Genomic DNA, 22,703 nt, shown 5'->3' on the forward strand with positions numbered 1-22,703 from the left:
TTTTAATGTGCTGTTTTGTTATAACGGTGTCAAATCAACCGATTTGTACCAAATTTCTGCCCCTTCCGATTGTAGCAGGATCCGACCGTGCGATAAGGATGCTATCCCCCAGTTTACCCGGTGCCCGTTTATATAGTGCTCAATCTGGGTGCCGTTACAAATGATTTCGATGGTGTTCCACTCGCCGTGCGGGTTTTCAAAATTTGCCGTGCGGTAAACACGCTGCTGGTCCCACTCAATGGCCGATTTATTAGGTGTAACAACACTGGTATGCTGTACGCACCAGATATCGCCGCAATCACCTTCCTGGATTTGGCACTCTATCGACCTGGGCCATACCACATCTTTATCGCCTTCGCCAAAATGGTATAAGATACCGGCATCGCGGGCTCCTTTTTCGCGTGGGTGGTATTGTTTGGTTCCCCATTTAAACACCACCTTCAGGTAATAATTATCGTACGATTTTTTGGTAGCCATGTAGCCAAAGTATTTGCCCATAACATGTACCATCCCATTTTCTATGGCGAAATTATTATGTACGTCGTTATCCTTGCCCAAGGTATCCAAATAAGTATACCAGCCTTTTTTATCCTTACCGTTCAATAGTTTTTGAACACCAAGCTCCCTGATCCAGATATTGCGGAACGATACCGGGAACTCATGCTCCTGCAATAACAGCGGCAGTGCGAAAGGATGTTTTTGATATTTAGGCTGACCAACGTGTGCTACCGTACCTTTTATAGCCACGTGGTTTTGCACCAGCACACCATTATGCATCACCGTAATAAACGCAGGCGTTTTAACCGAGCTATCAATATTAAAACGCGGTGCGGTATAAATGATATCATATTTTTGCCACTCGCCCGGTTTAAGCGAAGCATTCACCTGCGGTACATATTGTTTGTAAATGGAACCGGCCTGCCCGTTAGAGTAAGTGCGGTTTTTATAGCTATCAAGGATCTGCAGTTCGTACCGGCTTTGCATAATTACACCGCTATTTCCGCGCTCCTGCCCTTCGCCTTTAACAACGGTCGGGGTGCGCCATTCGATATGCAACTGACAATCGGCAAAGTTTTGTTTGGTGATGATGGAGCCGCTGCCCGGCTTAACAGTTACTATACCGTCCTTTACTATCCAGCCCGGTTTGTTGCCCTTCTGATCTGTCCACTTATCAAGGTTTTTGCCATCAAACAAAATAATAGCATCAGACGGAGGTTTGTCGCCTGCACCCGGCAAAACAACTTCTGGTTCGGGGTCCCAAACCTCGGTTGCTTTTGGATCTGTTTGTGCACGGACTGAAAACGCCGATGCCGCTAAAAACAAAACTGTGAGTAGATTTTTCAGATAGGCCATGGTTATAATGGGTTATAACTATAAATCTATTGATAATTCGCAAGTGTAAGTATATTCTTCGTCCCTGATTTTTAGGGAATACCTGTTGGGGTAAAGCAAATCGAGCCGGCGTTGTACGTTTATCAAACCAATACCGCCAACCGCATCGCGGTTATGGTTATGTTTTTTGTTTTGGATATAGAAATGCAGCTTGCCGTCGGCCACATTAATAAGCAACTTTATGGGCGAAGTGATATCATTGGCAACGCCATGCTTAAAGGCGTTTTCGATAAAAGCAATCAGCAGCAAGGGTTCTATTTTCTGATCGGTAATATTGCCATCCACCTTAAAGTCAATAAAGGCTTTGCTGCCGAAGCGGATCTTTTGCAGGTCGATATAATTTTGCAGGTACTGGAGCTCTTTGCTTAAATCAACTTTATTATCGTTACACTCATATAACATATAACGCATAATTTCCGAAAGCTTCAAAATGGCTTCGGGGGTAGTTTCGGAACGCTGGTAGGCCAGCGAATAGATACTGTTCAGGGAGTTAAACAAAAAATGTGGGTTGATCTGCGACTTCAAGAAGGCGAGCTCTGCAATGAGGCGCTGGTTTTCCAGATCGCGCTGGATCCGTTCGTTCAGGAACCAGTCTGTACTGAACTTCAGGGCGGTACTTAAAAAAACAAATATCAGGCTGGTGAAAATACTGCTGTAAAAATAGGTGGCGAAGCTGGTAACGTGCCCTTTTTGATGTACCAATACAATATCTTTAAATAAAAGGCCTACCCCATATTTGGCTACACCGTAAACTATGATGCTTGTAAGCACAAAAGTGGCGTATTGCCAATATCGTTTTTTATTGAGGAATTTTGGTATGAAAACCAGGTAGTTAAGATAAAACAGGCTAATGTTAATGGTAGGATAAAGCAAAAATATCACCAGTAATTCCTTGGTACTGAGCATTGCATCGTTAAGCCTCGCCAAAAAAACAAAAAAGGATATAATGGCCGCCCAGAAAAACAGGTGCCAAAAAATTATCCATGCAGTTTTGATGCCTGTTCTGGATTTCGGTAATGGTAATGAAGCCTCCATTCGCTGTTTTTAAATCCCTTTTTTATTTATGGGTGTGGCATCTAATTTAATATTTTGATAATGATATCGGCCTGTTATTTATATATAGCCGCCCTTTTTTTCGATGAACTGGCTTTTATTATCGATGAACCGGTTAAAAGATGCAGAAAAGCGTTCATCTATAAACAAAGTGTGTTGGTCTAAATGATTTTAGCAGGTTATTTTTTTGATATTCCTTTGTTGTATAAAATCACCACTCACAATGAAAACGCTTATCAAAAATTCAAATCCTTTTATAATGTTATTGATCCCGGTAATGTTTGCCCTTATTTTGGGGGTAAGCTACCAGTTCGAGCAAAAAAAGGAAACAGCAATAATTGGCCGCACAGCAGTACATGCTACCTCATTGTTTCACAAAGGTTTTGTAATGGTTAAAACCGTTTGCTCAATTGCAAAAAATAATATATGGTAATTAAAACCGAAGGGCTTTCCTTCACCTTTGGTAAGCAGCAGGTAGTTAAATCGCTGGCGCTGCAAGTTCCGGAAGGAAGTATATATGGTTTTCTCGGTCCCAACGGTGCCGGGAAAACCACTACCATCAAGCTTCTGCTTAACCTGCTAAAACCTGATGCAGGCAACATCAACATCTTTGAGCAGGACATCAAAACAAACCGCATCAGCATACTTTCACAAATAGGCTCGCTTATTGAGCAGCCTGCTTTATATCAGCATTTAACCGGGAGAGAAAATTTATTGAACAGGGCCTTATTGTTGCAGGTACCCGCTCAACGCGTTGAAGATATGCTTAACCTTGTGCAGCTAAGCCATGCTGCCAATAAAAAGGCCGGCCAATATTCACTGGGGATGAAACAACGCCTTGGCATTGCACTGGCGCTGCTGGCCGATCCTAAATTGTTAATTTTAGATGAGCCTACCAACGGACTGGATCCCAATGGCATTATTGAGATCCGCGAGTTGCTGAAAAAATTGGTTGCTAAACACGGTAAAACCGTTTTTATATCAAGCCACCTATTGGGTGAAATTGAACGCATGGCTACCCATGTGGGTATTATTAACAACGGCGCTATGCTTTTTCAGGGCAGTATAGCCGATTTGCAGGCCATCAGTAAACCGCTGGTACGTGTTGAGGCAGAGAATACTGTCGACGCTGCCAACCTGTTAACACGCAACCATATCAATGTAACTGACGTAACCGACGAACATTTACTGGTACCCTACATTTCCAAACAGCAAATGGGCGAGATTAATACGCTGCTAAACAAAAACGGACAAACGGTTTACAGCATCAGCAAGCAACAAAAAGATCTCGAAAAACTATTTTTAGATATCACCCAAAGCGCCTAAGCCATGAAAGGATTTATACTATCATTCCGTTCGGAGTTTTATAAAAGCCGTAAAACACTTGGCTTTTGGGCCTCTGTTATACTGCCTTTGCTGATAGGGGTTTTGCTGTTTGCCGGGTTTTATACCAAAAGTGAAAAGTTGGTATCATTGCCGCCAATGATGCTTTGGCTACAGTTTGCTGGTGCTATTTTGGCTGTCATGGGGTCGCTAATATTGCCGATTTATATCATTTTTATTGCCTACTCAGTAAATAGCATTGAACACAGGGCTGATACCTGGAAAACGTTGTTTAACCTGCCAATTCCGCGCTGGTCAGTTTATGCAGCCAAATATTTTTATGCAGTATTCCTCGTGTTTTTATGTTTAACGCTGTTTGTACTGTTCACTATAGGTTTTGGTAATTTGCTGAGTATAGTTAAACCCGAACTCCGGTTTGATAATTACCATATGGAAAGTGAACTGGCGCAGATCTATTTTAAACTTTTTTTATCATCGTTAGGTATCCTTTCTATCCAGTTTTTGCTCAGCTTATTTTGGGCCGATTTCTTAAAACCGATGGGGATAGGCTTTGTATGTACCATAGCCGGAGTTGTAGCAGCTACAAAAGGTTGGGAGTATAGTTACTTATTTCCATACGCTCACCCCATGGCAGCTATCAGCAGCATGTTAAAAAATAATCATGGTGATCCCTCTAACAGGTTACAGATAGATGTTTTTACCAAAGACGTATTTGTAAGTATGGCGATAGCCCTGGTGGTATTTATTGCCGGATATTTTATTGTGCAGCGTAAGAGCGTGAAGTAGCTGTTAGTGATTAGAGGCTGGAGGTTAGGAGCTTTTTCCCAAATAGTTATTGCAAGGTATGAAGCAATCGATTAGCACAGCCGCTCTGTATAGCATGCGATTGCCGCGCTGCGCTCGCAATGACATGGGTTTTTTAGTATGCAATTTCCATCAATTTATCTCACAGGCTTCGGAAATACAGGTAAACTCTCATGCCCATCTGCATCAACCGACTGCACCGCAAAAAAATAATTATCCTTTGAGTAATTCAGCGTAGCCGAAGTATCGGTTACATAAAATTTCTTTTCCCAATAAGGGCTGATAGTTTCACGCATCAGTATATAATAGCCAGCCGGTTTTTTACCCGTAGCTGGACTTTCCCATTTCAGTTTGGTTTTGTTGGTTAGGTCACTTGTTATTATACCCACACTTTGAGGCTCGGCTGGGGCGAAAGCAAGATTGGCCAATACCGCAAGGTTCATGCGGGCCACCTTTTGTACATAAGTAAAATCGACAAAATCGGGAAGGTCGCCGTATTCAACGCCATTTTCCGTGCGGATATTCTGGTGCTGACGGTTAAAGTTTTCATTCATTTCGGTAAACCTTACGGCAGTAAAGCCCTGTTCTAAAAATGGCAGGTGATCACCGCCGCGCAGGTAACGGTCGCGCCGGTAAATAAGCTTTACATCCAATTGATCAACATAGCGCTCCCCAATTTCTTTGGTATATCGTGCCAGCTGCCTCGACGGACTATCGTTTTCGCCACCTAACGATTTTAGCGCTGCCACTTGTTTGTCCGTAGCAGCGGTAGGCACACCATCACTAAAAACCCTTACACTGCGGTTGTCCTTCAGGTCGGTTTCCATGCCGTAGGTATTGCCTACGATGTCATTATTCAGCATGGCATCCACATTCCAGTTTTCGGCTTTGGCCCGTCTGGCAACATTGGCCGATCCGTAAAGCCCTTGTTCTTCGCCAACCACCGTCATGAAAATAATAGTAGCCGGGAACGACCGTTTGGCCATCACCCTTGCCAATTCCATCGAAAGTGCCGTGCCCGAAGCATCATCATTGGCTCCGGGCTCAATACCGTTGGCATCCATCACGTCGTTAATCCGCGAATCGTAATGACCCGAAACCAGGTATACCCGGGTATCATTCGGATCTGTACCTTTTAATATAGCCAGTACATTTTTTAATTTGATAGGTTTATCAACGCGCTGACTTTTGGACTGTGTGAAAGTATCAAACTGAACGGTCATCCGCCCGTTTGATTCCGCGGCATATTTCTCCATTTCAGCTTTGATCCAGTTTCGGGCTGCTCCGCTTCCGGTGCTTTTGCTGGTGGTATCACTCAGCGTATGGCGGCTCTTGAAGCTTACCAGCTTGCGAATGGTAGCTTCAATATTTTTGGCCGATACCTCATCAACCATTTGTTTAATAGCAGCATCCTGTTTTACGATGGTTTGGGCGGTGGCCGGAAGGGTTAGGATGAGGAGGATAAATGGGAGAATGTGTTTCATAAAATGATGTCTGAACCCGAATTTATGGAATTAATGAATTGACAGAATGAAACGCATTGTAATAATCCCGTGATGGTGTTTTTTTAATGACGTCGCACGTTCAAGAGTTCACGCAATAGCCGTTAACTCAAGGAAGCAAAAACGCGGGATTGTGCGATTCCCCTCTTGAGAGGGGCGGAGGGGTGTGTTTCTGTTTTGATAAACTTATAGCAGAAACACACCCCAGCTACCACTTGTTCCTACGCGCTCCCTCTCAAGAGCAGGGCTGTTGCATTCTAAATCAATGTGCTTTAAAAATCGCACGGTCGAGCATCCACGCTCGAGTGTTGGCCCTTTTTGAGCGTCCACGCTCGCGTAACAACATCAAAAAGGTAAGCGTGGACGCTTACCGGAGCCATAATTCAAGCGAAAGACGCTTGAGCTTGCGACTAAACATTAGAATGCAACAGCCCTGCTCTCAAGAGGGGATTTTGAAAATATTCTTTTTATTCCCCTTCCTCCTCCGCAACAATCCCTAAAATCTCATCGGCCTGTTTAAAATTGCTTTTTACAAAATGGCACCAGTCGCATTCTTTTTTGCCGCAGCCTGTGCTGAAATTGTGCGCCATGATCTGTTCATAGGTATCTTTGATCTGCCCGGTTACTATCTCTACATCCTCAGGTGTTATCACAAATTTTTCGCTGTAATATTCACCATCGCTTATCGGTTCAACAAAATCAAAAATGGTGCTTATCACCTGCCAGTCGGTAGTGCGGTCATGATCTATCAGTATTTTATAAAATACAGCTTGTCGCCAGTAATCGCCCCCGTTTGGTGCATCGTTGGTTGGGCGCAGTAGCTTATCTTTGGCATTTTTGGGTTTGCCGGTTTTATAGTCAACAACAGTAGCCTGCTTGCCGTCAAATTCAATTTTATCCAGGTTACCTTTAATAGGTACACCTGCTACTTCGATGTTTTTTATTGATCGCTCGGTTACCGCTATTTTATTCCAGTGCGGTACATTTTGCTCATAATACGGAGGCAGGATCTTTTCGCCATAAGCTGAGCGTAGCTTGAACTCATCTTTAGTAAATGAATCGCGGTTGCGGGCCATATACCATCTGAATTCACGCATGAAATTTTCTGTACTCAAAAACTCGTTATCATTATCCTTCAACTGCCTGTAAGTTTTGTTAAGCGCCCAGTGCACTGCCTGTCCAAATGTAGCCGCCGGACTTTTGCCCGATGGCACCCTGATGAGGCACTGAAAATAAAAGCGCAGCGGGCAATCCAGATAACTGCTTAGGTGGGTTACCGATAAAGTATAGTTTTGCAGCAGCTGATTAATATAGTTTTTATCCAATAACTCAACTTTAGGTTTGTCGGTTTCGCTAAACTGGGTTGCCTGGAAGTCGATCATATCATCGGCGTTCACTTTTGGATATTGTACCTGCAGGTTGGTACTGGCCAGTATCTCACCTACAAACTGGCTTGCTTCCTGGTCTTTGTCTTTTTTATCTTTAGCAGCGTATGAGATTACGAGGTGCTGCTTGGCGCGGGTTACGGCCACGTAAAACAACCGGCGGGCTTCCTCTTTTTGAGCTATATCGTCGGCCACGGCACGGGTAAGGGTATCCGGGTAACTGAAACCGCTGTTACGGCCTTTGCTGTCCCAGGTACGTTTATCGCAACCAATAAAAAACACGTATTCAAACTCAAGGCCTTTGGAGCCGTGTGCGGTAAGGAAGTTAATGCCGTTTTCAGAAAAGATACTTTGGTTGAGCTCCAGGCGAATCTGGTGCTTCTTCATCATCTCAATGGTCTGGATCAGGTCATTCAGACTGATATCGGGCCTTTTGCGACTTTCATCCTTCAGAAAATCAAAAAAGCTGGTGAGCATCTGCATGTAGCTGCCTTTATCCTCCTGCTGCATAATGTATTTAAGGATGCCCATTTTGGAGATAACGCTTTGAAAAAGCTGCTGCAGGGTAACACTTACTGCGTCTTTAAGCAGGTAATCAATATTGCTTACGAGGTATCGCATTTCCTGTTGTTGATCGGGCTGAAAAAGGTCAGCTTGTTTGGGTGGCCTCATTTCGCTCACATAACGGCGGATGGATGTTTTAGGCTGATTGTAGGCCAGCGTACCAAAGTTTTCCTTAAATACCGCTACACTTGCTTTGGCAATTTCAATAGGAGGGATATTGAAAAAGTCATAGTGCATGATCTCAAACAGCAGTTCATCACCACTGTATGGTGAGTCGAGCTCCATGGCAAGGTATTGTAAAATATTGATGATCTTTTCGCCGAAGGGCTGAGTGAGTATATCAATTTTACGTTTGGTATTTACCTGGATCTTTTGCACATCCAGGAATTTGATCATTTCTTCAACCTGGTTGTGATTGCGATAAATCACGGCTATCTCTCCTGGATGTATACCTTCGGCAACCAGTTGTTTGATCCGGAGGGATACATCAACCAGTTCTTTATCGGGATTTTCATACTCGCGGATCACCGGCTCAACCAGCAAGTCATTAAAACGAGGGTGTGATGATTTTAAAGCTTTATCTAAATTAAGCTGGCTGGTCAATCGCTCAAAGTTATTGTCGATAAGGGCTTTTGAAATATCGAGGATCTGCTGGTTGGAGCGATAGTTATGTTTTAATACTACAGTATACAGCGTATCTACATAATCATTAGCAAAATCAAGGATGTTTTTCATGTTGGCACCCTGAAATTTAAATATCGACTGGTCATCATCGCCCACCACAAAAACGTTTGGCGTATCCCAGTAATTAAGCAAAAAACGTAACAGCTCATTTTGCGAACCGCTGGTGTCCTGAAATTCATCTACCAAAATATATTGGTAACGCTCCTGGTAACGGCGTAATATTTCTTCATTATCACGGAAGGCACGCAACACCCAGATGATCATGTCATCATAATCATAGCGGCCGCGGTTTTTCATCTTTTCAGTATAATTCTGGTACTCGCCAACGGCTGCCAGCAGCTTTTTCATTACGTCATGCGCGGCATCGATATCTTTTTGTTTAGGGTCGCCAACCTTGATGCCTGCTTTGGCATTGGCCCGTTTATAAATAAACTCTTCGCGGTTGGGCAAGTCTTCCAGGTATTCATTTACCGCCTGTTCAATCATAGCGGCATCCCAGTTTTCCCGTTTCATAGTGCTGAACAGGCTTTTGAGGCGGGGCACATCATAATAAATATCGCCGGTAAAACGCTTCAGCAGGTGATCGTTCGGGAATTCGTCAACCAGTTCGCGGAAAAGCATAGCCGATTCCAGGTCCGACAGTGATTCCAAATTCAGTTTGCCGAAATATTCCAGGTTTTCCTGGATAATCTCGTTACAAAAAGCGTGGAAGGTATATATATTAATACGGTAAGCATCGGGGCCTATAAATTCAAAAAGGCGTTTACGCATGGCCACAGCGCCGGCGTCGGTATAGGTTAAGCACAATATCTCACTGGGCGAAGCGTCAGTATCAGTCAGGATCTTGCCTATCCGGGCCGCCAGGATCTGGGTTTTACCGGTACCGGGCCCTGCTACTACGAGCACCGGGCCATCCATTTTATTAACTGCCGCCAATTGCTCGGGGTTTAATCCTGCTAAAGCTTCTTTAAACTTGTTATTATATTTATTGAATGTAGATTGCATAAGCCCCCTCTAAATCTCCCCCTGAAGGGGGAGACTTTTAATTTGGTTATTAAAATTCCTTGTATTCTGATGTTTGATAGTCAGGCGTGCTTAAGATACTTATCTGAACACCAAAGCTGCCGGTATCAAAATTAGGACTTAAAATGGAAATTGATTACTTCCGTTATTATTATACTTAGCGCTCCCCCTTTAGGGGGCCGGGGGGAGCTACAACCCCATCCCCGTCGTAAAAAACGCATTCACGCTTACAGGCAATTTGCCGGTAGGTTTTAACCGGCCGTTCAATACTTTGGCTGCCGACTGTTGCAACTCGGGCGACATCTGGTAGCAAACCATTAAGTTGCCTGCTTTTTCAAGTCCCGGCAACCCGGCAATAGTATAGGCATTAGCAAACACACTAAAGGCCGTGTTTTTGCGCGATGCCAGATCGGCTATCATCAATTTTACATCGCCGCTGTAATCGAGTTTGCTTTGCGGGCGCAAGCGGGTATCATGTATGCCCACAATTACCTGCTGGTATTGTTTTAACCAGTTCAGGATATTGGTAACTTCAATCGCCGGTGCATCTTTATTAACTATAAATATGCGGCTGTTCGGGAAACTTTTTGCCACTTCCATCTGAAAAACAGTTGGAGAGCTAACCCCTATACTCACTATGGCCGTTTTTAAAAAAGGATTAAGCTTTGGGCCATTATTTTTTAATTGTGTTACCGAGGCATCGCTTAATTGTTGAACTAACGTTTTAGCAGCATCGCTGTTAATGTCCTGGCTAAGGTTAGTTAAGGCCGTTGGCTTATATTGGTTAAGCCCCGCCCAAAATTTAGCGAGTAAAATCTTTTTGATTCGTGCTTCAAACTCTGCGGCGCTAACACTGCCGTGTCTCAGGGCTTTACGGATCAGGCCAATGGCGCGGTCGGAGTTTTCAGATAGCTCAATGATATCGTTGCCTGCAATAAATGCCTTTACATCGGCCTCGCCATTAGGGAAGTATTTTGTCACACCTTTCATTTCCATCGCGTCGGATACCACCAGGCCTTTAAACTTTAACGAATCTTTCAGGATGCCGGTAATGATAGGGCGCGAAAGGGTAGAAGGGAGTTTGGGCGTATTATCCAACGAGGGAATATTCATGTGGGCTATCATCACGCCGCTGATGCCGGCATTGATGGCTTCCCGAAATGGATACATCTCCAATGAATCCAACCGCCCGCGGCTATATGGCAGCAAAGGCAAATCAAAATGCGAATCAACATTGGTATCGCCATGACCAGGAAAATGTTTGGCTGAAGTAAGGAGACCGGCATCCTGCATCCCCTTAAAATAAGCAATTCCCTTTTTTGCCACATTGTACATATTATCACCAAAAGAGCGATAATTGATAACCGGGTTATTAGGGTTGTTATTAACATCCATATCGGGGCCCAGGTTCATTTGCATGCCCAGGCGCTTAAAATCATAAGCCACCTGTTGCCCCATTTTGTAAATCAGGTTATTATCCTGTATAGCGCCAAGCGTCATTTGATATGGATACGATATGGTAGAATCGAGGCGCATGCCTAATCCCCATTCGCCATCCATCGTTATAATTAAAGGTACTTTAGCCAGTTTTTGATATTTATTAATAAGCGCAGCCTGGCGCACCGGTCCACCCTGAAAGAAAACAACACCGCCCAATTGCTGCTCTTTAATCACCTGCCCTACCGAATCCTCATACATTTTCCCTTTGTTGGTGTGCGCTCTTACAAATAGCAATTGCGCAATCCGTTGTTTGCGGCTCATTTTATTATACACCGAATCCACCCAGCGGTTTTGTTTGCCTAATAACTGGATATAGCTTTCATTTTGAGCAAAAGCATTGGCAGTAAAAAATGTGAAGATGATAATTAACGGATAGAAAATGCGGGTTTTAGAAGCTTGCATATGCCAAATGTAGCGTTATTCTGAATTTTTGATGAAAATGATGTTATAACTATAACAAAAATCAAACTCATAATAAACCTTTGTGTTTTTTATTAATCTATCACGTTATTAACATACATACAAGGAAAAGCTGTTAATAACCGGTAAGCCATCGGGGCAACGGCTTTTCCCCGCCACTTATTTAAAACAGAGAAAGACGATGAAAAAATTACTTTTTTTGGCGATTGGCCTTTTTACCGTTGGCACAGTTAGCGCGCAGGGATATTATTATGGCCCGCGTCACCGCCGCCCGCCCCGTGTTGTTGAAAGGCGCGAGCCTCAGCGCCGTTATGATGATTTTTATACCCCAAAAGTTGGCATAGCAGTAGGTTTAAATGTTTCAAACACGGTTGACGCTTATAATAGCAACTACAGCTCAAGTTCACTTGCCGGCTGGCACGCAGGTTTAACATTTGATGTGCCTATTATTTATCCGCTATCGTTTGCTCCCGAGGTATTGTTTTCGCAAAAGGGATATGAGGTAAATGACAGGGACGGGAAATTTACGCAACGCACCAATTATATTGATGTGCCGTTGCTGGCTAAGTTTAGGGTAGTACGTGGCTTTAACATCCTGGTAGGGCCGCAGCTTACTTTCTTAACTTCAACCAAAAATACGTACGAAACCGCTGTGGGCACCAGTATCGATCATATCGACAATGATGCCGATCATAGCTACGTAGCCGGCGTGGTAGGTGTAAGCTTTGATATTAACCGAAATGTCGAGATTCGCGGCCGTTATAACATCGACCTTGGCGAAAATCGCCCATATGCCGATCAGGATTTGCCAAACTATCGTAACCAGGTTTGGCAAATTGGTTTAGGGTTTAAGTTTCAATAAGTAATAAGGTACTGTATTATAGTACTTCATTTTCGCGTAAAGGCGCCGAGCCGCAAAGTTTGAAATAGCTTCTCTTTGCTACTTAGCGCCTTTGCGTAATTTTTAGTTCTAAGACTATATTTTAATAATTATATCTATTATGGCGTTGCCTGCGGCCCGGGCTTTGCACTCATACGCCTGCAGGCATTTCGCTCGTGGCCGGTATCCGCTGCAATCCCTAACGCTGGGGCTACCATTCCCTCGGGGGATGCGCCGACAGAATCCTTATTTCTTTAGGATAATAATTATTGATACGGTTAGGTAGTAATTTGGCCCAACCCAGCGCGTGCCCTTCAAAGGTCATCAATGTCCAGCCTTTATTCGTTGTGGTCAGGTCTATATTATCCCGGCGCAGGTATTGAATGGCTTGATCCTTATTAAGGGGCGTTTCCCAAACAGCATCTTTATTAACTATAAGGCTTAGCGCCAATTCATGATCTGGGATCAGGTCTTTACCGGCAAGCTTACCTATAATTACGCCCGATTTTTTAATATACAATTGTCGCTGTAATATATTAAGACTTTCCTTATGCGCCCGGTTAATAGCCATCCAGTCGTCGTTTACTTTGAAGTAGTAAAAGAGGTCTGGGTTATTAATGTATGAGCGTATCTGGTCAAGTTCCTTGCCCGGTAATTTTTGCTGGGTGTTGTTTTTAAATGATGTAAGGTCGCCGCTATTTTCTTTTTTGCGAAGGCAGGAAGCAAATAAGCCTTCGCCTTTAACTTTGCCCGGATAAAAACGGTAACCCCAGGCTTTCTTCTCCGGCGATTGGGTTTCAACAATCCCCCAGTCGTTATTAATTGGTATGCGGATACTTTGCATTTCAAATTCCGTACAAAGCCAGTCCAGGATATCCTCGTTTTCCTGGTGCGAGTAGGAGCATGTGCTATATATAAGATAACCATCTTCCTTTAAGGCCGGGTAAATATCAGCCAGTATGCGTTCCTGCCGCTGATGACAAAGGTTCACATTCCCTTCCGACCATTCGTTCATCGCATCCGGATCTTTGCGGAACATGCCCGAACCCGAGCAGGGGGCATCAACCAGTATAATATCGAAAAAGCTTTTTAACCTCCCAAAATCTTTGGGATCGTTATTGGTGACTATGGTATTGGCCGTGCCCCAGCGGTTTAAATTATCTGTTAATATGGGTACGCGCGTTTTAATGATCTCATTTGCTACTAACAAATCGGTAGGCTGCAGCGCCGAATTAAGGAGTGTACTCTTACCTCCTGGTGCTGCGCAAAGGTCAAGTACTTTTATTTCGTCATCGTTATTTTGGTTGATCGTTTTAAAAATATGATCGATAAACATAGACGATGCTTCCTGTACATAATAACACCCGGCATGAAAAAGCGGATCAAACGTGAACGATGGACGGCTCTCCAGGTAATATCCGTTGCTGCACCAGGGTACATTTTGTGTGCTTTTTGAGGTAGATGACTTAAAAGGGTTTAGCCTTATAGAGGTTGGCGCATCCTCAAACTGGTGTGCTTTTACAAAATTTTCTTCGTCGAAACCGTTTTCTGCGCCCAATGAAGCGATGAAATGCGGAGGGAAATTAAGCTCATTCATATGCATTTCAAATATACGCATTAGGTAAATGCCCTTCCTTACCTAATTATAACAGTAAGTTTATGTTTATTTAACCTTAATTTACAGCGAGTTGCAGCGATGGTGATGTTTTTTTGAAAATATATCTTGGTTGGAAGCTGATTTTCTGTGTACATTTGTGGCCGCCTTTGAGAAAAAGGTGTTGTTTTTTGAAGAGTAAAGGCGAATAAAAAAGATTTAAAAAAGTGAAATTTTCACTTGCTAAATCAAAATAGAATTCACACCTTTGCAGCCCGCAAACGAGGGAGCGGGGATGGTTCTTTAAAGGTTGAGATTGAGTTAGGGAAGAGGAGAAAAAAGATAAAAATCTTTTTGTGGAATTGGGAAATAATTCACACCTTTGCAGCCCGCAAACGAGGAGAAAGAGAGAGGGGAGCGGGTCTGAAACTTAGAATAAAAAAAATAAAAAAAAAGTTTTGGAAATAAAGAAAAGGTTTCTACCTTTGCAGCCCCAAGCGGGACAGAAGTTTAAAAGCTTCTAAAGAAAAGAGGATGAGGGTTTTAGGTTCTCGGAATCAAAGCGGAAAGAGAGCGATTCTCGCCGGATAGAAAATGACAAATCAGATCAGGTAATCCTGATAGATTATATAGCAGAACCGTGAAGGGGAGGCGAAAAAGTTCTTTTAAGAAATGGAAATCATGTAGCGTAACGGGAGATCGGAAGGGGCTGAGGCAACGGAAGATTGAAGAGTTACAAACAAAATGAGAGACTGTATAAAGATATAATAATACAGATTCTATTAATTAATAATAGGGTCAGAGATTAAAACAAAACATTTTACAATGGAGAGTTTGATCCTGGCTCAGGATGAACGCTAGCGGCAGGCCTAATACATGCAAGTCGGACGGGATCGGGGAGCTTGCTCCCTGTGAGAGTGGCGCACGGGTGCGTAACACGTATGTAACCTACCTTAGTCAGGGGGATAGCCTCTCGAAAGAGAGATTAAGACCGCATAACATTATGATGTGGCATCGCATTATAATCAAATATTTATAGGACTAAGATGGGCATGCGGAACATTAGCTAGTTGGTAAGGTAACGGCTTACCAAGGCTACGATGTTTAGGGGATCTGAGAGGATGACCCCCCACACTGGTACTGAGACACGGACCAGACTCCTACGGGAGGCAGCAGTAAGGAATATTGGTCAATGGACGGAAGTCTGAACCAGCCATGCCGCGTGCAGGAAGACGGCCCTATGGGTTGTAAACTGCTTTTGCAGGGGAATAAACCTCGATACGTGTATCGAGTTGAATGTACCTTGAGAATAAGGATCGGCTAACTCCGTGCCAGCAGCCGCGGTAATACGGAGGATCCAAGCGTTATCCGGATTTATTGGGTTTAAAGGGTGCGTAGGCGGCCTGTTAAGTCAGGGGTGAAAGACGGTAGCTCAACTATCGCAGTGCCCTTGATACTGATGGGCTTGAATGTACTTGAGGTAGGCGGAATGTGACAAGTAGCGGTGAAATGCATAGATATGTCACAGAACACCAATTGCGAAGGCAGCTTACTAAAGTATGATTGACGCTGAGGCACGAAAGCGTGGGGATCAAACAGGATTAGATACCCTGGTAGTCCACGCCCTAAACGATGAACACTCGATGTTGGCGATATACGGTCAGCGTCTAAGCGAAAGCGTTAAGTGTTCCACCTGGGGAGTACGCCCGCAAGGGTGAAACTCAAAGGAATTGACGGGGGCCCGCACAAGCGGAGGAGCATGTGGTTTAATTCGATGATACGCGAGGAACCTTACCCGGGCTTGAAAGTTAGTGAATAGAGCAGAGACGCTCTAGTTCTTCGGAACACGAAACTAGGTGCTGCATGGCTGTCGTCAGCTCGTGCCGTGAGGTGTTGGGTTAAGTCCCGCAACGAGCGCAACCCCTATGTTTAGTTGCCAGCATTTAAGGTGGGGACTCTAAACAGACTGCCTATGCAAATAGAGAGGAAGGAGGGGACGACGTCAAGTCATCATGGCCCTTACGTCCGGGGCTACACACGTGCTACAATGGATGATACAGAGGGCAGCTACCTGGCAACAGGATGCCAATCTCATAAAGTCATTCACAGTTCGGATCGGGGTCTGCAACTCGACCCCGTGAAGTTGGATTCGCTAGTAATCGCGTATCAGCAATGACGCGGTGAATACGTTCCCGGGCCTTGTACACACCGCCCGTCAAGCCATGGAAGCTGGAAGTGCCTGAAGTGCGTAACCGCAAGGAGCGTCCTAGGGTAAAGTCGGTAACTGGGGCTAAGTCGTAACAAGGTAGCCGTACCGGAAGGTGTGGCTGGAATACCTCCTTTCTGGAGCAGTTTCTCAGAGTGATTCGGAACTGTTACCTACATGATATTTCTTAAAGTAGTAGATATGAGATGTGAGATAAGAGACATGAGATATCGCTATAAAATAAACGTAAAAAAGAAAACCCAGAAGATGAAGCCATCGTGTTGTGTGAACAACTGAGGCAGGATTGTAAGAGATTACGATTTACGATAAAAATCTAAAATCGTAAATCCGAAATCCGAAATAAAGAATAGTCCTGTAGCTCAGCTTGGTTAGAGCACTACACTGATAATGTAGGGGTCAGCAGTTCAAATCTGCTCGGGACTACAAAAAAGGCAATAAGTGAATTAATGAGTTAGTGAGTTAGTGAATTAAAAGAAATCGCTAATTCAAAAAAACACCAAATCACTAATTAATCTTAGGGGGGATTAGCTCAGCTGGCTAGAGCACCTGCCTTGCACGCAGGGGGTCAACGGTTCGAATCCGTTATTCTCCACGATGCAGATTAGCAAATGTGAAGATATGCAGATATGCAAATGAGAAATCATCTGCACATCTGAAATCAAACATCTGTACATCCGCAAAACGTTCTTTGACATATTGGAAGAAGTAATTGAAAACAAGAGAAAACAACAGATAGAGACGTTTTTTCAGTTCAATGGTTCATTAGTAAATTAGTTCATTGGTAGCAATACTGCTTGGACAAATGAACGAGTGAACAAGTGAACGAATCAACTAATCTAAAATAAAGACATACCTTGCGGCGCAAAAGGCGCAAGAGTAGAAGAAAGTAAGAAAGGGTACACGGGGGATGCCTTGGCTCTCAGAGGCGAAGAAGGACGTGATAAGCTGCGATAAGCACCGGGGATTTGCAAATAAGACTTGATCCGGTGATTTCCGAATGGGGAAACCTAATTATCTGAAGGATAATTGCATAAATGCGCTAACCTGCCGAACTGAAACATCTAAGTAAGCAGAGGAAGAGAAAACAATAGTGATTTCCAGAGTAGTGGCGAGCGAAATGGAAGAAGCCCAAACCTGTTATGTTACGGCATAACAGGGGTTGTAGGACCACAACATGAATATTAAAGAGAACCGGAACGGGGTGGGAAACCCGGCCAAAGAGCATGAGAGCTGCGTACGGGTAATTGATAGTAGGATAGTGGTATCCTGAGTACCGCGAGGTCGGAGACGCCTTGTGGGAATTTGCCGGCACCATCCGGTAAGGCTAAATACTCCTGAGAGACCGATAGTGAACCAGTACCGTGAGGGAAAGGTGAAAAGAACCCCGAACAGGGGAGTGAAATAGAACCTGAAACCGTGTACTTACAAGCGGTCGGAGCCAGTAATGGTGACGGCGTGCCTTTTGCATAATGAGCCTACGAGTTACTCTTCCCTGGCAAGGTTAAGTGTTTAAGACACGGATCCGAAGCGAAAGCGAGTCTGAAAAGGGCGTATAGTCAGGGGAGGTAGACGCGAAACCTTGTGATCTACCCATGGGCAGGTTGAAGGTGCCGTAACAGGTACTGGAGGACCGAACCGATAAACGTTGAAAAGTTTCCGGATGACTTGTGGGTAGGGGTGAAAGGCTAATCAAACTGGGAAATAGCTCGTACTCCCCGAAATGTTTTTAGGAACAGCCTGGCGGTTGAGTTATAAAGAGGTAGAGCTACTAATTGGGTGCGGGGGAGTCAAATCCTACCAAATCCAGATAAACTCCGAATGCTTTATAATATACGCTGGAGTGAGGCTATGGGTGCTAAGGTCCATGGCCGAGAGGGAAAGAACCCAGACCATCAGCTAAGGTCCCTAAATTATTGCTAAGTTGAACTAACGAGGTCCGATTGCACAGACAGCTAGGATGTTGGCTTGGAAGCAGCCATTCATTTAAAGAGTGCGTAACAGCTCACTAGTCGAGCGATCGGGCATGGATAATAAACGGGCATCAAGCAGTATACCGAAGCTATGGATTCATATTTAATATGACTGGTAGGGGAGCATTCTACAATCGGCGAAGCAGGAAGGTAACTGACTGTGGAGAGTGTAGAAAAGCAAATGTAGGCATAAGTAACGATAAGGCGGGAGAGAAACCCGCCCACCGAAAGACTAAGGTTTCCTGATCAACGCTAATCGGATCAGGGTTAGTCGGGGCCTAAGGTGAAGCCGACAGGCGTAGCCGATGGACAACTGGTTAATATTCCAGTACTTTTTATTACTGCGATGCGGTGACGGAGTAGTGACACTGACGCGAACTGACGGAATAGTTCGTTAAAGGCTGTAGGTATATGGTTTGTAGTTAAGTACGCAGACCGTGCTGAAAGCTGATAGTACACAGAACCTTCGGGGGATGTGATAGTTCAGGTAATCAGACTTCCAAGAAAACCCGCTAAGCTTCAGGTAATAAAAACCCGTACCGTAAACCGACACAGGTAGTCGAGGAGAGAATCCTAAGGTGCTCGAGTGAATCATGGCTAAGGAACTCGGCAAAATGGCCCTGTAACTTCGGGAGAAGGGGCGCTGGCAGCAATGTCAGCCGCAGTGAAAAGGCCCAGGCGACTGTTTAACAAAAACACATGGCTTTGCAAAATTGAAAAATGAAGTATAAGGCCTGACACCTGCCCGGTGCTGGAAGGTTAAGAGGGGATGTTAGTCGCAAGGCGAAGCATTGAATCGAAGCCCCAGTAAACGGCGGCCGTAACTATAACGGTCCTAAGGTAGCGAAATTCCTTGTCGGGTAAGTTCCGACCTGCACGAATGGTGTAACGATCTGGGCGCTGTCTCAGCCATGAGCTCGGTGAAATTGTGGTATCGGTGAAGACGCCGGTTACCCGCAACGGGACGGAAAGACCCCATGCACCTTCACTATAGCTTAACATTGATATCGGATACAGGATGTGTAGGATAGGTGGGAGACTGTGATGCTGCTTCGCCAGGAGTAGTTTAGTCAACGTTGAAATACCACCCTTTCTGTATTTGGTGTCTAACTCTACAAAGTGGAGAACATTGTTTGGCGGGTAGTTTGACTGGGGTGGTCGCCTCCAAAAAGGTAACGGAGGCTTTCAAAGGTAAGCTCAGTACGCTTGGTAACCGTACGCGGAGTGCAATAGCATAAGCTTGCTTGACAGTGAGACAGACAAGTCGAGCTGGGTCGAAAGACGGATATAGTGATCCGGTGGTTCTGCATGGAAGGGCCATCGCTCAAAGGATAAAAGGTACGCTGGGGATAACAGGCTGATCTCCCCCAAGAGCTCATATCGACGGGGAGGTTTGGCACCTCGATGTCGGCTCGTCACATCCTGGGGCTGGAGAAGGTCCCAAGGGTTGAGCTGTTCGCTCATTAAAGTGGCACGCGAGCTGGGTTCAGAACGTCGCGAGACAGTTCGGTCCCTATCTGTTGTGGGCGTAGGAAGTTTGAGTGGGGCTGACCTTAGTACGAGAGGACCGGGTTGGACTAACCTCTGGTGAATCTGTTATGCCGCCAGGTGTACTGCAGAGTAGCTACGTTGGGAATAGATAAGCGCTGAAAGCATCTAAGTGCGAAACTAGCCACAAGATGAGACTTCCATAGAGGGTCGTAGGAGACTACTACGTTGATAGGTTACAGGTATAAAGGTGGTGACATCATAGCCGAGTAATACTAATTGCCCGAAGCTTTCTTCGTGAAGAAACGTTCACTGGTTCATTTGTTCATTAGTTGATTGGTAGCAATACTGATAAGACGAGGGATAGATGAGCCGGTGAGAAACAAAACAAACAGATAAAGAACAAATGCTGTTGTTTTCTCTTAAATTCAATCACTTCTTTCAATAATATGTCATTGTTTGCTGGTTCATTAGTTCATTGGTGTCATGGGTTCATTAGTAGCCAGATAACGAAAGAAGAGAGGACAATAACAAACAAATAAAATATCGGTACAAAGGTAAAATTCTACAGTATGCTCAGACCAATGAACTACTGAACGAATGAACCGATGAACCAAAAGAAATTCAGGTGCCTATATCGGCGGTGTCTACCTCTTCCCATTCCGAACAGAGAAGTCAAGCCCGCCAGAGCCGATGGTACTGCGGTAAAACGTGGGAGAGTAGGTCGGTGCCACCCTTTATCACCTTCAATGGTGCAACATTGCAAAAGCCTTAGCTAATACCTAAGGCTTTTTGCGTTTACAGTACTTTGCTATCTCAACAACTCCAACATCAATAACAACCATCCTCCCTAATCAACCACTCACTACTCACTATTCTCCACTAACCCGCACAGCGCAGAAGATGATCCTTCGTCCCTCAGGATGACAATCGGGGTAATGCAATTTAACATAGTAGTTGATGAGCCATCATAACACCTAACCACTCACCATCTCTACCCAACACTCATCTCAAACCCGCGTTAGGGATAGTAGCGGATACCGGCCCCGTGCGTAAGGCCTGCAGGCGCATGAGCGCATAGCACGGCCGCAGGCAACGCCCATAAACTCATTTGTGGTATTTAACTTACATTGCTCTGCTCATTGGCTTTGTTCTGTTTCTTGATGTAGCAATAAGCATTAATCTTATTTCTTTTTTTATCACCTGAATATATATTTATCTTTCAAAACCTTTTATTACCATGGATAGAGTAACTTATATAATCGATGAATCGAAACTTAGCGGCTTAGTAAAGCGTATGTTAACGGGCGCGCTTAAAAGAATAGGAATAATAGCTTTATCAGTTTTTGTTCTGCAATATCTTTCTTACGGCAGAGGTGAGTTTGGGTTATTGGTATTTTCTTTTGGTATCACTACATCATTTTTAATACTAATGGTGATGTTTTCCGTTAAGCGAAGGCTGATCAAAACTTATAAAAGCTTTAAGTTGGTTTTAGATAATGAGGGTGTTGAGGTTAAAGCCGAAATGATACCTTATAGAAGTATCTCGTGGCAGTATCTTGAGATTAAAGAGCAAAGCAACGGTATCATTGATCTTTATGATAACCGTATTTCAAGTTTTTCGAGAAGATGGAATGGAAAAGGGTGGATCAGAATACAGCCGGAAATAGAAGACCGCGATTTATTATTAAGCGAATTAGCTAAACGGGGAGCGTTAGTCGTTTAATATCGCCCCAACGCCCCAAATATTTCGGCACTGAGCAACCCGCTTCCTCCGCCAAAATGCTGGACAACTTTGATTTCGGGTTTTTCAGCGCGGAAATATTCATTCAATTTTCTTTCTGAAGCTTCATCAACTCCGCCCCCCATTAGTACCAATTTAAAGTCCTGCATTGGAAACGCTGCAATGGCTTCCTCATCGCTGAGGCAGCCTGTCGCGTTCCAGTCAGGATTATTGTTTACGAGCCGTACTACAGTGGCCAGTATTTCCGGGTGCCGGCCAATTACAAGGATTTGTGTCTTTTCCATGATCTTAAAATTTCATTGGTACATCTATCAGTAAAAACTCAGTGTCGGTACCGGCTTCAATAGTAAATTTGTCGGTGTCCCAAATGCCTAAAGCATCGCGGCTGCTCAATGTTTCGCCGTTGATGATCACTTCGCCGCTTAAAACAAACGCGTAAACACCGTTGCCTTCTTTTTTGATGGTATATTCGGTATTTAAACCTTTGTCGAATTTACCCAAATGCAACCATGCATCCTGGTGGATCCATACTCCGGCATCATCCGGGTTTGGCGATAATACCTGTTGCAATTTATTATGACGGTCTTCAAGGTTTAATGAGATCTGATCGTAACGCGGTTCAACATTCCTTTTATTAGGATAAATCCAGATCTGTAGAAACTTAACTTCGCTCGTACGGTCAAAGTTATACTCGCTATGGAAAATTCCTGTACCTGCACTCATGGCCTGGATATCGCCATTTTTAATGACAGCTACGTTGTTCATACTGTCTTTATGCTCCAGGTCGCCTTCCAGCGGAATGGATATGATCTCCATATTATCATGCGGGTGTTTGCCAAAGCCCATGCCCGGATCAACCGTATCATCATTTAATACCCTTAAAGCACCAAAATTCATTCGTTGAGGATTATAATAACCTGCAAAACTGAATGATTGATAACTGTGCAGCCATCCGTGATCAGCGTGTCCACGGGTGTTAGCTTTATGTAAAATGGTTTGTGCCATGATGTGTTTCCTTTAAATTATACCGCAAATTTAAGGAGGGCATTGCCCGACGGCACTTGATGTAGGTTAAGAAATTGGTGAGTAGTTGATTGGGAGAGTAGTGAGTAGTCGTAGCTTAACCACT

13 protein-coding genes, 2 tRNA genes and 3 rRNA genes are annotated in these 22,703 nt (G+C 44.2%); 10 read left to right on the forward strand and 8 right to left on the reverse strand.

The features are described 5' to 3' along the window. Positions 1 to 18 precede the first annotated feature (18 nt). On the reverse strand, positions 19 to 1,353 hold the full coding sequence (locus tag ACEN9X_RS14980) for a DUF1080 domain-containing protein (protein WP_413671110.1): 1,335 nt from the start codon (positions 1,351 to 1,353) through the stop codon (positions 19 to 21). Positions 1,354 to 1,371: 18 nt separating this feature from the next. Then, entirely contained in the window at positions 1,372 to 2,427 is a 1,056-nt protein-coding gene (locus tag ACEN9X_RS14985; protein ID WP_413665911.1) for a sensor histidine kinase, read from the reverse strand. 241 nt (positions 2,428 to 2,668) lie between these two features. On the opposite strand from ACEN9X_RS14985, the gene ACEN9X_RS14990 reads away from it, so the two are divergent. The 3 genes from ACEN9X_RS14990 to ACEN9X_RS15000 are packed head-to-tail and all read left to right on the forward strand — an operon-like array spanning position 2,669 to position 4,575. Continuing rightward, the gene (locus tag ACEN9X_RS14990) at positions 2,669 to 2,878 is read left to right on the forward strand and encodes a hypothetical protein (RefSeq protein WP_110586698.1); all 210 of its coding nucleotides are present in this window, start codon (positions 2,669 to 2,671) and stop codon (positions 2,876 to 2,878) included. After that, on the forward strand, positions 2,872 to 3,771 hold the full coding sequence (locus ACEN9X_RS14995; RefSeq protein WP_413665912.1) for an ABC transporter ATP-binding protein: 900 nt from the start codon (positions 2,872 to 2,874) through the stop codon (positions 3,769 to 3,771). The genes ACEN9X_RS14990 and ACEN9X_RS14995 overlap by 7 nt, the downstream gene beginning before the upstream one ends. Before the next feature lie 3 nt (positions 3,772 to 3,774). After that, a complete protein-coding gene (locus ACEN9X_RS15000; RefSeq protein ID WP_413665913.1) occupies positions 3,775 to 4,575 on the forward strand; it encodes an ABC transporter permease in 801 nt (266 codons plus the stop codon). Positions 4,576 to 4,730: 155 nt separating this feature from the next. On the opposite strand, the gene ACEN9X_RS15005 is transcribed toward ACEN9X_RS15000, so the two are convergent. The 3 genes from ACEN9X_RS15005 to ACEN9X_RS15015 form a co-directional block, all read right to left on the reverse strand. Next, positions 4,731 to 6,077, reverse strand: coding sequence for a M28 family peptidase (locus tag ACEN9X_RS15005; RefSeq protein ID WP_413665914.1), 1,347 nt, complete (start codon positions 6,075 to 6,077; stop codon positions 4,731 to 4,733). Positions 6,078 to 6,562: 485 nt separating this feature from the next. Next, positions 6,563 to 9,733, reverse strand: a complete 3,171-nt coding sequence (locus ACEN9X_RS15010; RefSeq protein ID WP_413665915.1) for an ATP-dependent DNA helicase — start codon at positions 9,731 to 9,733, stop codon at positions 6,563 to 6,565. Positions 9,734 to 9,940: 207 nt separating this feature from the next. Next, the gene (locus ACEN9X_RS15015) at positions 9,941 to 11,653 is read right to left on the reverse strand and encodes a glycoside hydrolase family 3 protein (protein WP_413665916.1); all 1,713 of its coding nucleotides are present in this window, start codon (positions 11,651 to 11,653) and stop codon (positions 9,941 to 9,943) included. Between the two features lie 199 nt (positions 11,654 to 11,852). Here ACEN9X_RS15015 and ACEN9X_RS15020 point away from each other — a divergent pair, with 199 nt between their 5' ends. Next, a complete protein-coding gene (locus tag ACEN9X_RS15020) occupies positions 11,853 to 12,533 on the forward strand; it encodes a porin family protein (RefSeq protein ID WP_413665917.1) in 681 nt (226 codons plus the stop codon). Between the two features lie 229 nt (positions 12,534 to 12,762). Here ACEN9X_RS15020 and ACEN9X_RS15025 read toward each other — a convergent pair whose 3' ends face one another. Then, positions 12,763 to 14,169: a methyltransferase RsmF C-terminal domain-like protein gene (locus ACEN9X_RS15025; protein ID WP_413665918.1), complete on the reverse strand. Its 1,407-nt coding sequence runs from the start codon at positions 14,167 to 14,169 to the stop codon at positions 12,763 to 12,765. A gap of 798 nt (positions 14,170 to 14,967) precedes the next feature. Here ACEN9X_RS15025 and ACEN9X_RS15030 point away from each other — a divergent pair. The 6 genes from ACEN9X_RS15030 (at position 14,968) to ACEN9X_RS15055 (ending at position 21,556) form a co-directional block, all read left to right on the forward strand. Continuing rightward, positions 14,968 to 16,488: ribosomal RNA gene (locus ACEN9X_RS15030) — 16S ribosomal RNA — on the forward strand. Positions 16,489 to 16,720: 232 nt separating this feature from the next. Continuing rightward, positions 16,721 to 16,795: transfer RNA gene (locus ACEN9X_RS15035), tRNA-Ile, on the forward strand. A 95-nt stretch (positions 16,796 to 16,890) separates the two neighbouring features. Continuing rightward, a tRNA-Ala gene (locus ACEN9X_RS15040) sits at positions 16,891 to 16,964 on the forward strand. Positions 16,965 to 17,251: 287 nt separating this feature from the next. Next, positions 17,252 to 20,129: ribosomal RNA gene (locus tag ACEN9X_RS15045) — 23S ribosomal RNA — on the forward strand. 325 nt (positions 20,130 to 20,454) lie between these two features. Then, positions 20,455 to 20,566 (forward strand): 5S ribosomal RNA (gene rrf / locus ACEN9X_RS15050). The 16S, 23S and 5S rRNA genes sit together here with 2 tRNA genes alongside, the layout of an rRNA operon. A 504-nt stretch (positions 20,567 to 21,070) precedes the next feature. Beyond that, positions 21,071 to 21,556, forward strand: coding sequence for a hypothetical protein (locus ACEN9X_RS15055; protein ID WP_413665919.1), 486 nt, complete (start codon positions 21,071 to 21,073; stop codon positions 21,554 to 21,556). Here the strand turns inward: ACEN9X_RS15055 and ACEN9X_RS15060 are convergent. After that, on the reverse strand, positions 21,553 to 21,858 hold the full coding sequence (locus tag ACEN9X_RS15060) for a hypothetical protein (protein ID WP_413665920.1): 306 nt from the start codon (positions 21,856 to 21,858) through the stop codon (positions 21,553 to 21,555). The genes ACEN9X_RS15055 and ACEN9X_RS15060 overlap by 4 nt on opposite strands. A gap of 4 nt (positions 21,859 to 21,862) precedes the next feature. Further along, the gene (locus ACEN9X_RS15065) at positions 21,863 to 22,579 is read right to left on the reverse strand and encodes a pirin family protein (RefSeq protein WP_413665921.1); all 717 of its coding nucleotides are present in this window, start codon (positions 22,577 to 22,579) and stop codon (positions 21,863 to 21,865) included. Positions 22,580 to 22,703 lie beyond the last annotated feature (124 nt).

It is taken from the genome of Mucilaginibacter sp. Mucisp86 (genome assembly GCF_047324315.1).
Lineage (GTDB): Bacteria > Bacteroidota > Bacteroidia > Sphingobacteriales > Sphingobacteriaceae > Mucilaginibacter.

Bases quoted from the DNA above. Each gene is read 5' to 3' on its own strand.
- ACEN9X_RS15005 (WP_413665914.1), bottom strand. From the start codon at position 6,077: ATGAAACACATTCTCCCATTTATCCTCCTCATCCTAACCCTTCCGGCC.
- ACEN9X_RS15000 (WP_413665913.1), top strand. From the start codon at position 3,775: ATGAAAGGATTTATACTATCATTCCGTTCGGAGTTTTATAAAAGCCGT.
- ACEN9X_RS15060 (WP_413665920.1), bottom strand. From the start codon at position 21,858: ATGGAAAAGACACAAATCCTTGTAATTGGCCGGCACCCGGAAATACTG.
- ACEN9X_RS15025 (WP_413665918.1), bottom strand. From the start codon at position 14,169: ATGCGTATATTTGAAATGCATATGAATGAGCTTAATTTCCCTCCGCAT.
- ACEN9X_RS15055 (WP_413665919.1), top strand. From the start codon at position 21,071: ATGGATAGAGTAACTTATATAATCGATGAATCGAAACTTAGCGGCTTA.
- ACEN9X_RS15065 (WP_413665921.1), bottom strand. From the start codon at position 22,579: ATGGCACAAACCATTTTACATAAAGCTAACACCCGTGGACACGCTGAT.
- ACEN9X_RS14995 (WP_413665912.1), top strand. From the start codon at position 2,872: ATGGTAATTAAAACCGAAGGGCTTTCCTTCACCTTTGGTAAGCAGCAG.
- ACEN9X_RS14980 (WP_413671110.1), bottom strand. From the start codon at position 1,353: ATGGCCTATCTGAAAAATCTACTCACAGTTTTGTTTTTAGCGGCATCG.
- ACEN9X_RS14990 (WP_110586698.1), top strand. From the start codon at position 2,669: ATGAAAACGCTTATCAAAAATTCAAATCCTTTTATAATGTTATTGATC.
- ACEN9X_RS15020 (WP_413665917.1), top strand. From the start codon at position 11,853: ATGAAAAAATTACTTTTTTTGGCGATTGGCCTTTTTACCGTTGGCACA.
- ACEN9X_RS15010 (WP_413665915.1), bottom strand. From the start codon at position 9,733: ATGCAATCTACATTCAATAAATATAATAACAAGTTTAAAGAAGCTTTA.
- ACEN9X_RS15015 (WP_413665916.1), bottom strand. From the start codon at position 11,653: ATGCAAGCTTCTAAAACCCGCATTTTCTATCCGTTAATTATCATCTTC.
- ACEN9X_RS14985 (WP_413665911.1), bottom strand. From the start codon at position 2,427: ATGGAGGCTTCATTACCATTACCGAAATCCAGAACAGGCATCAAAACT.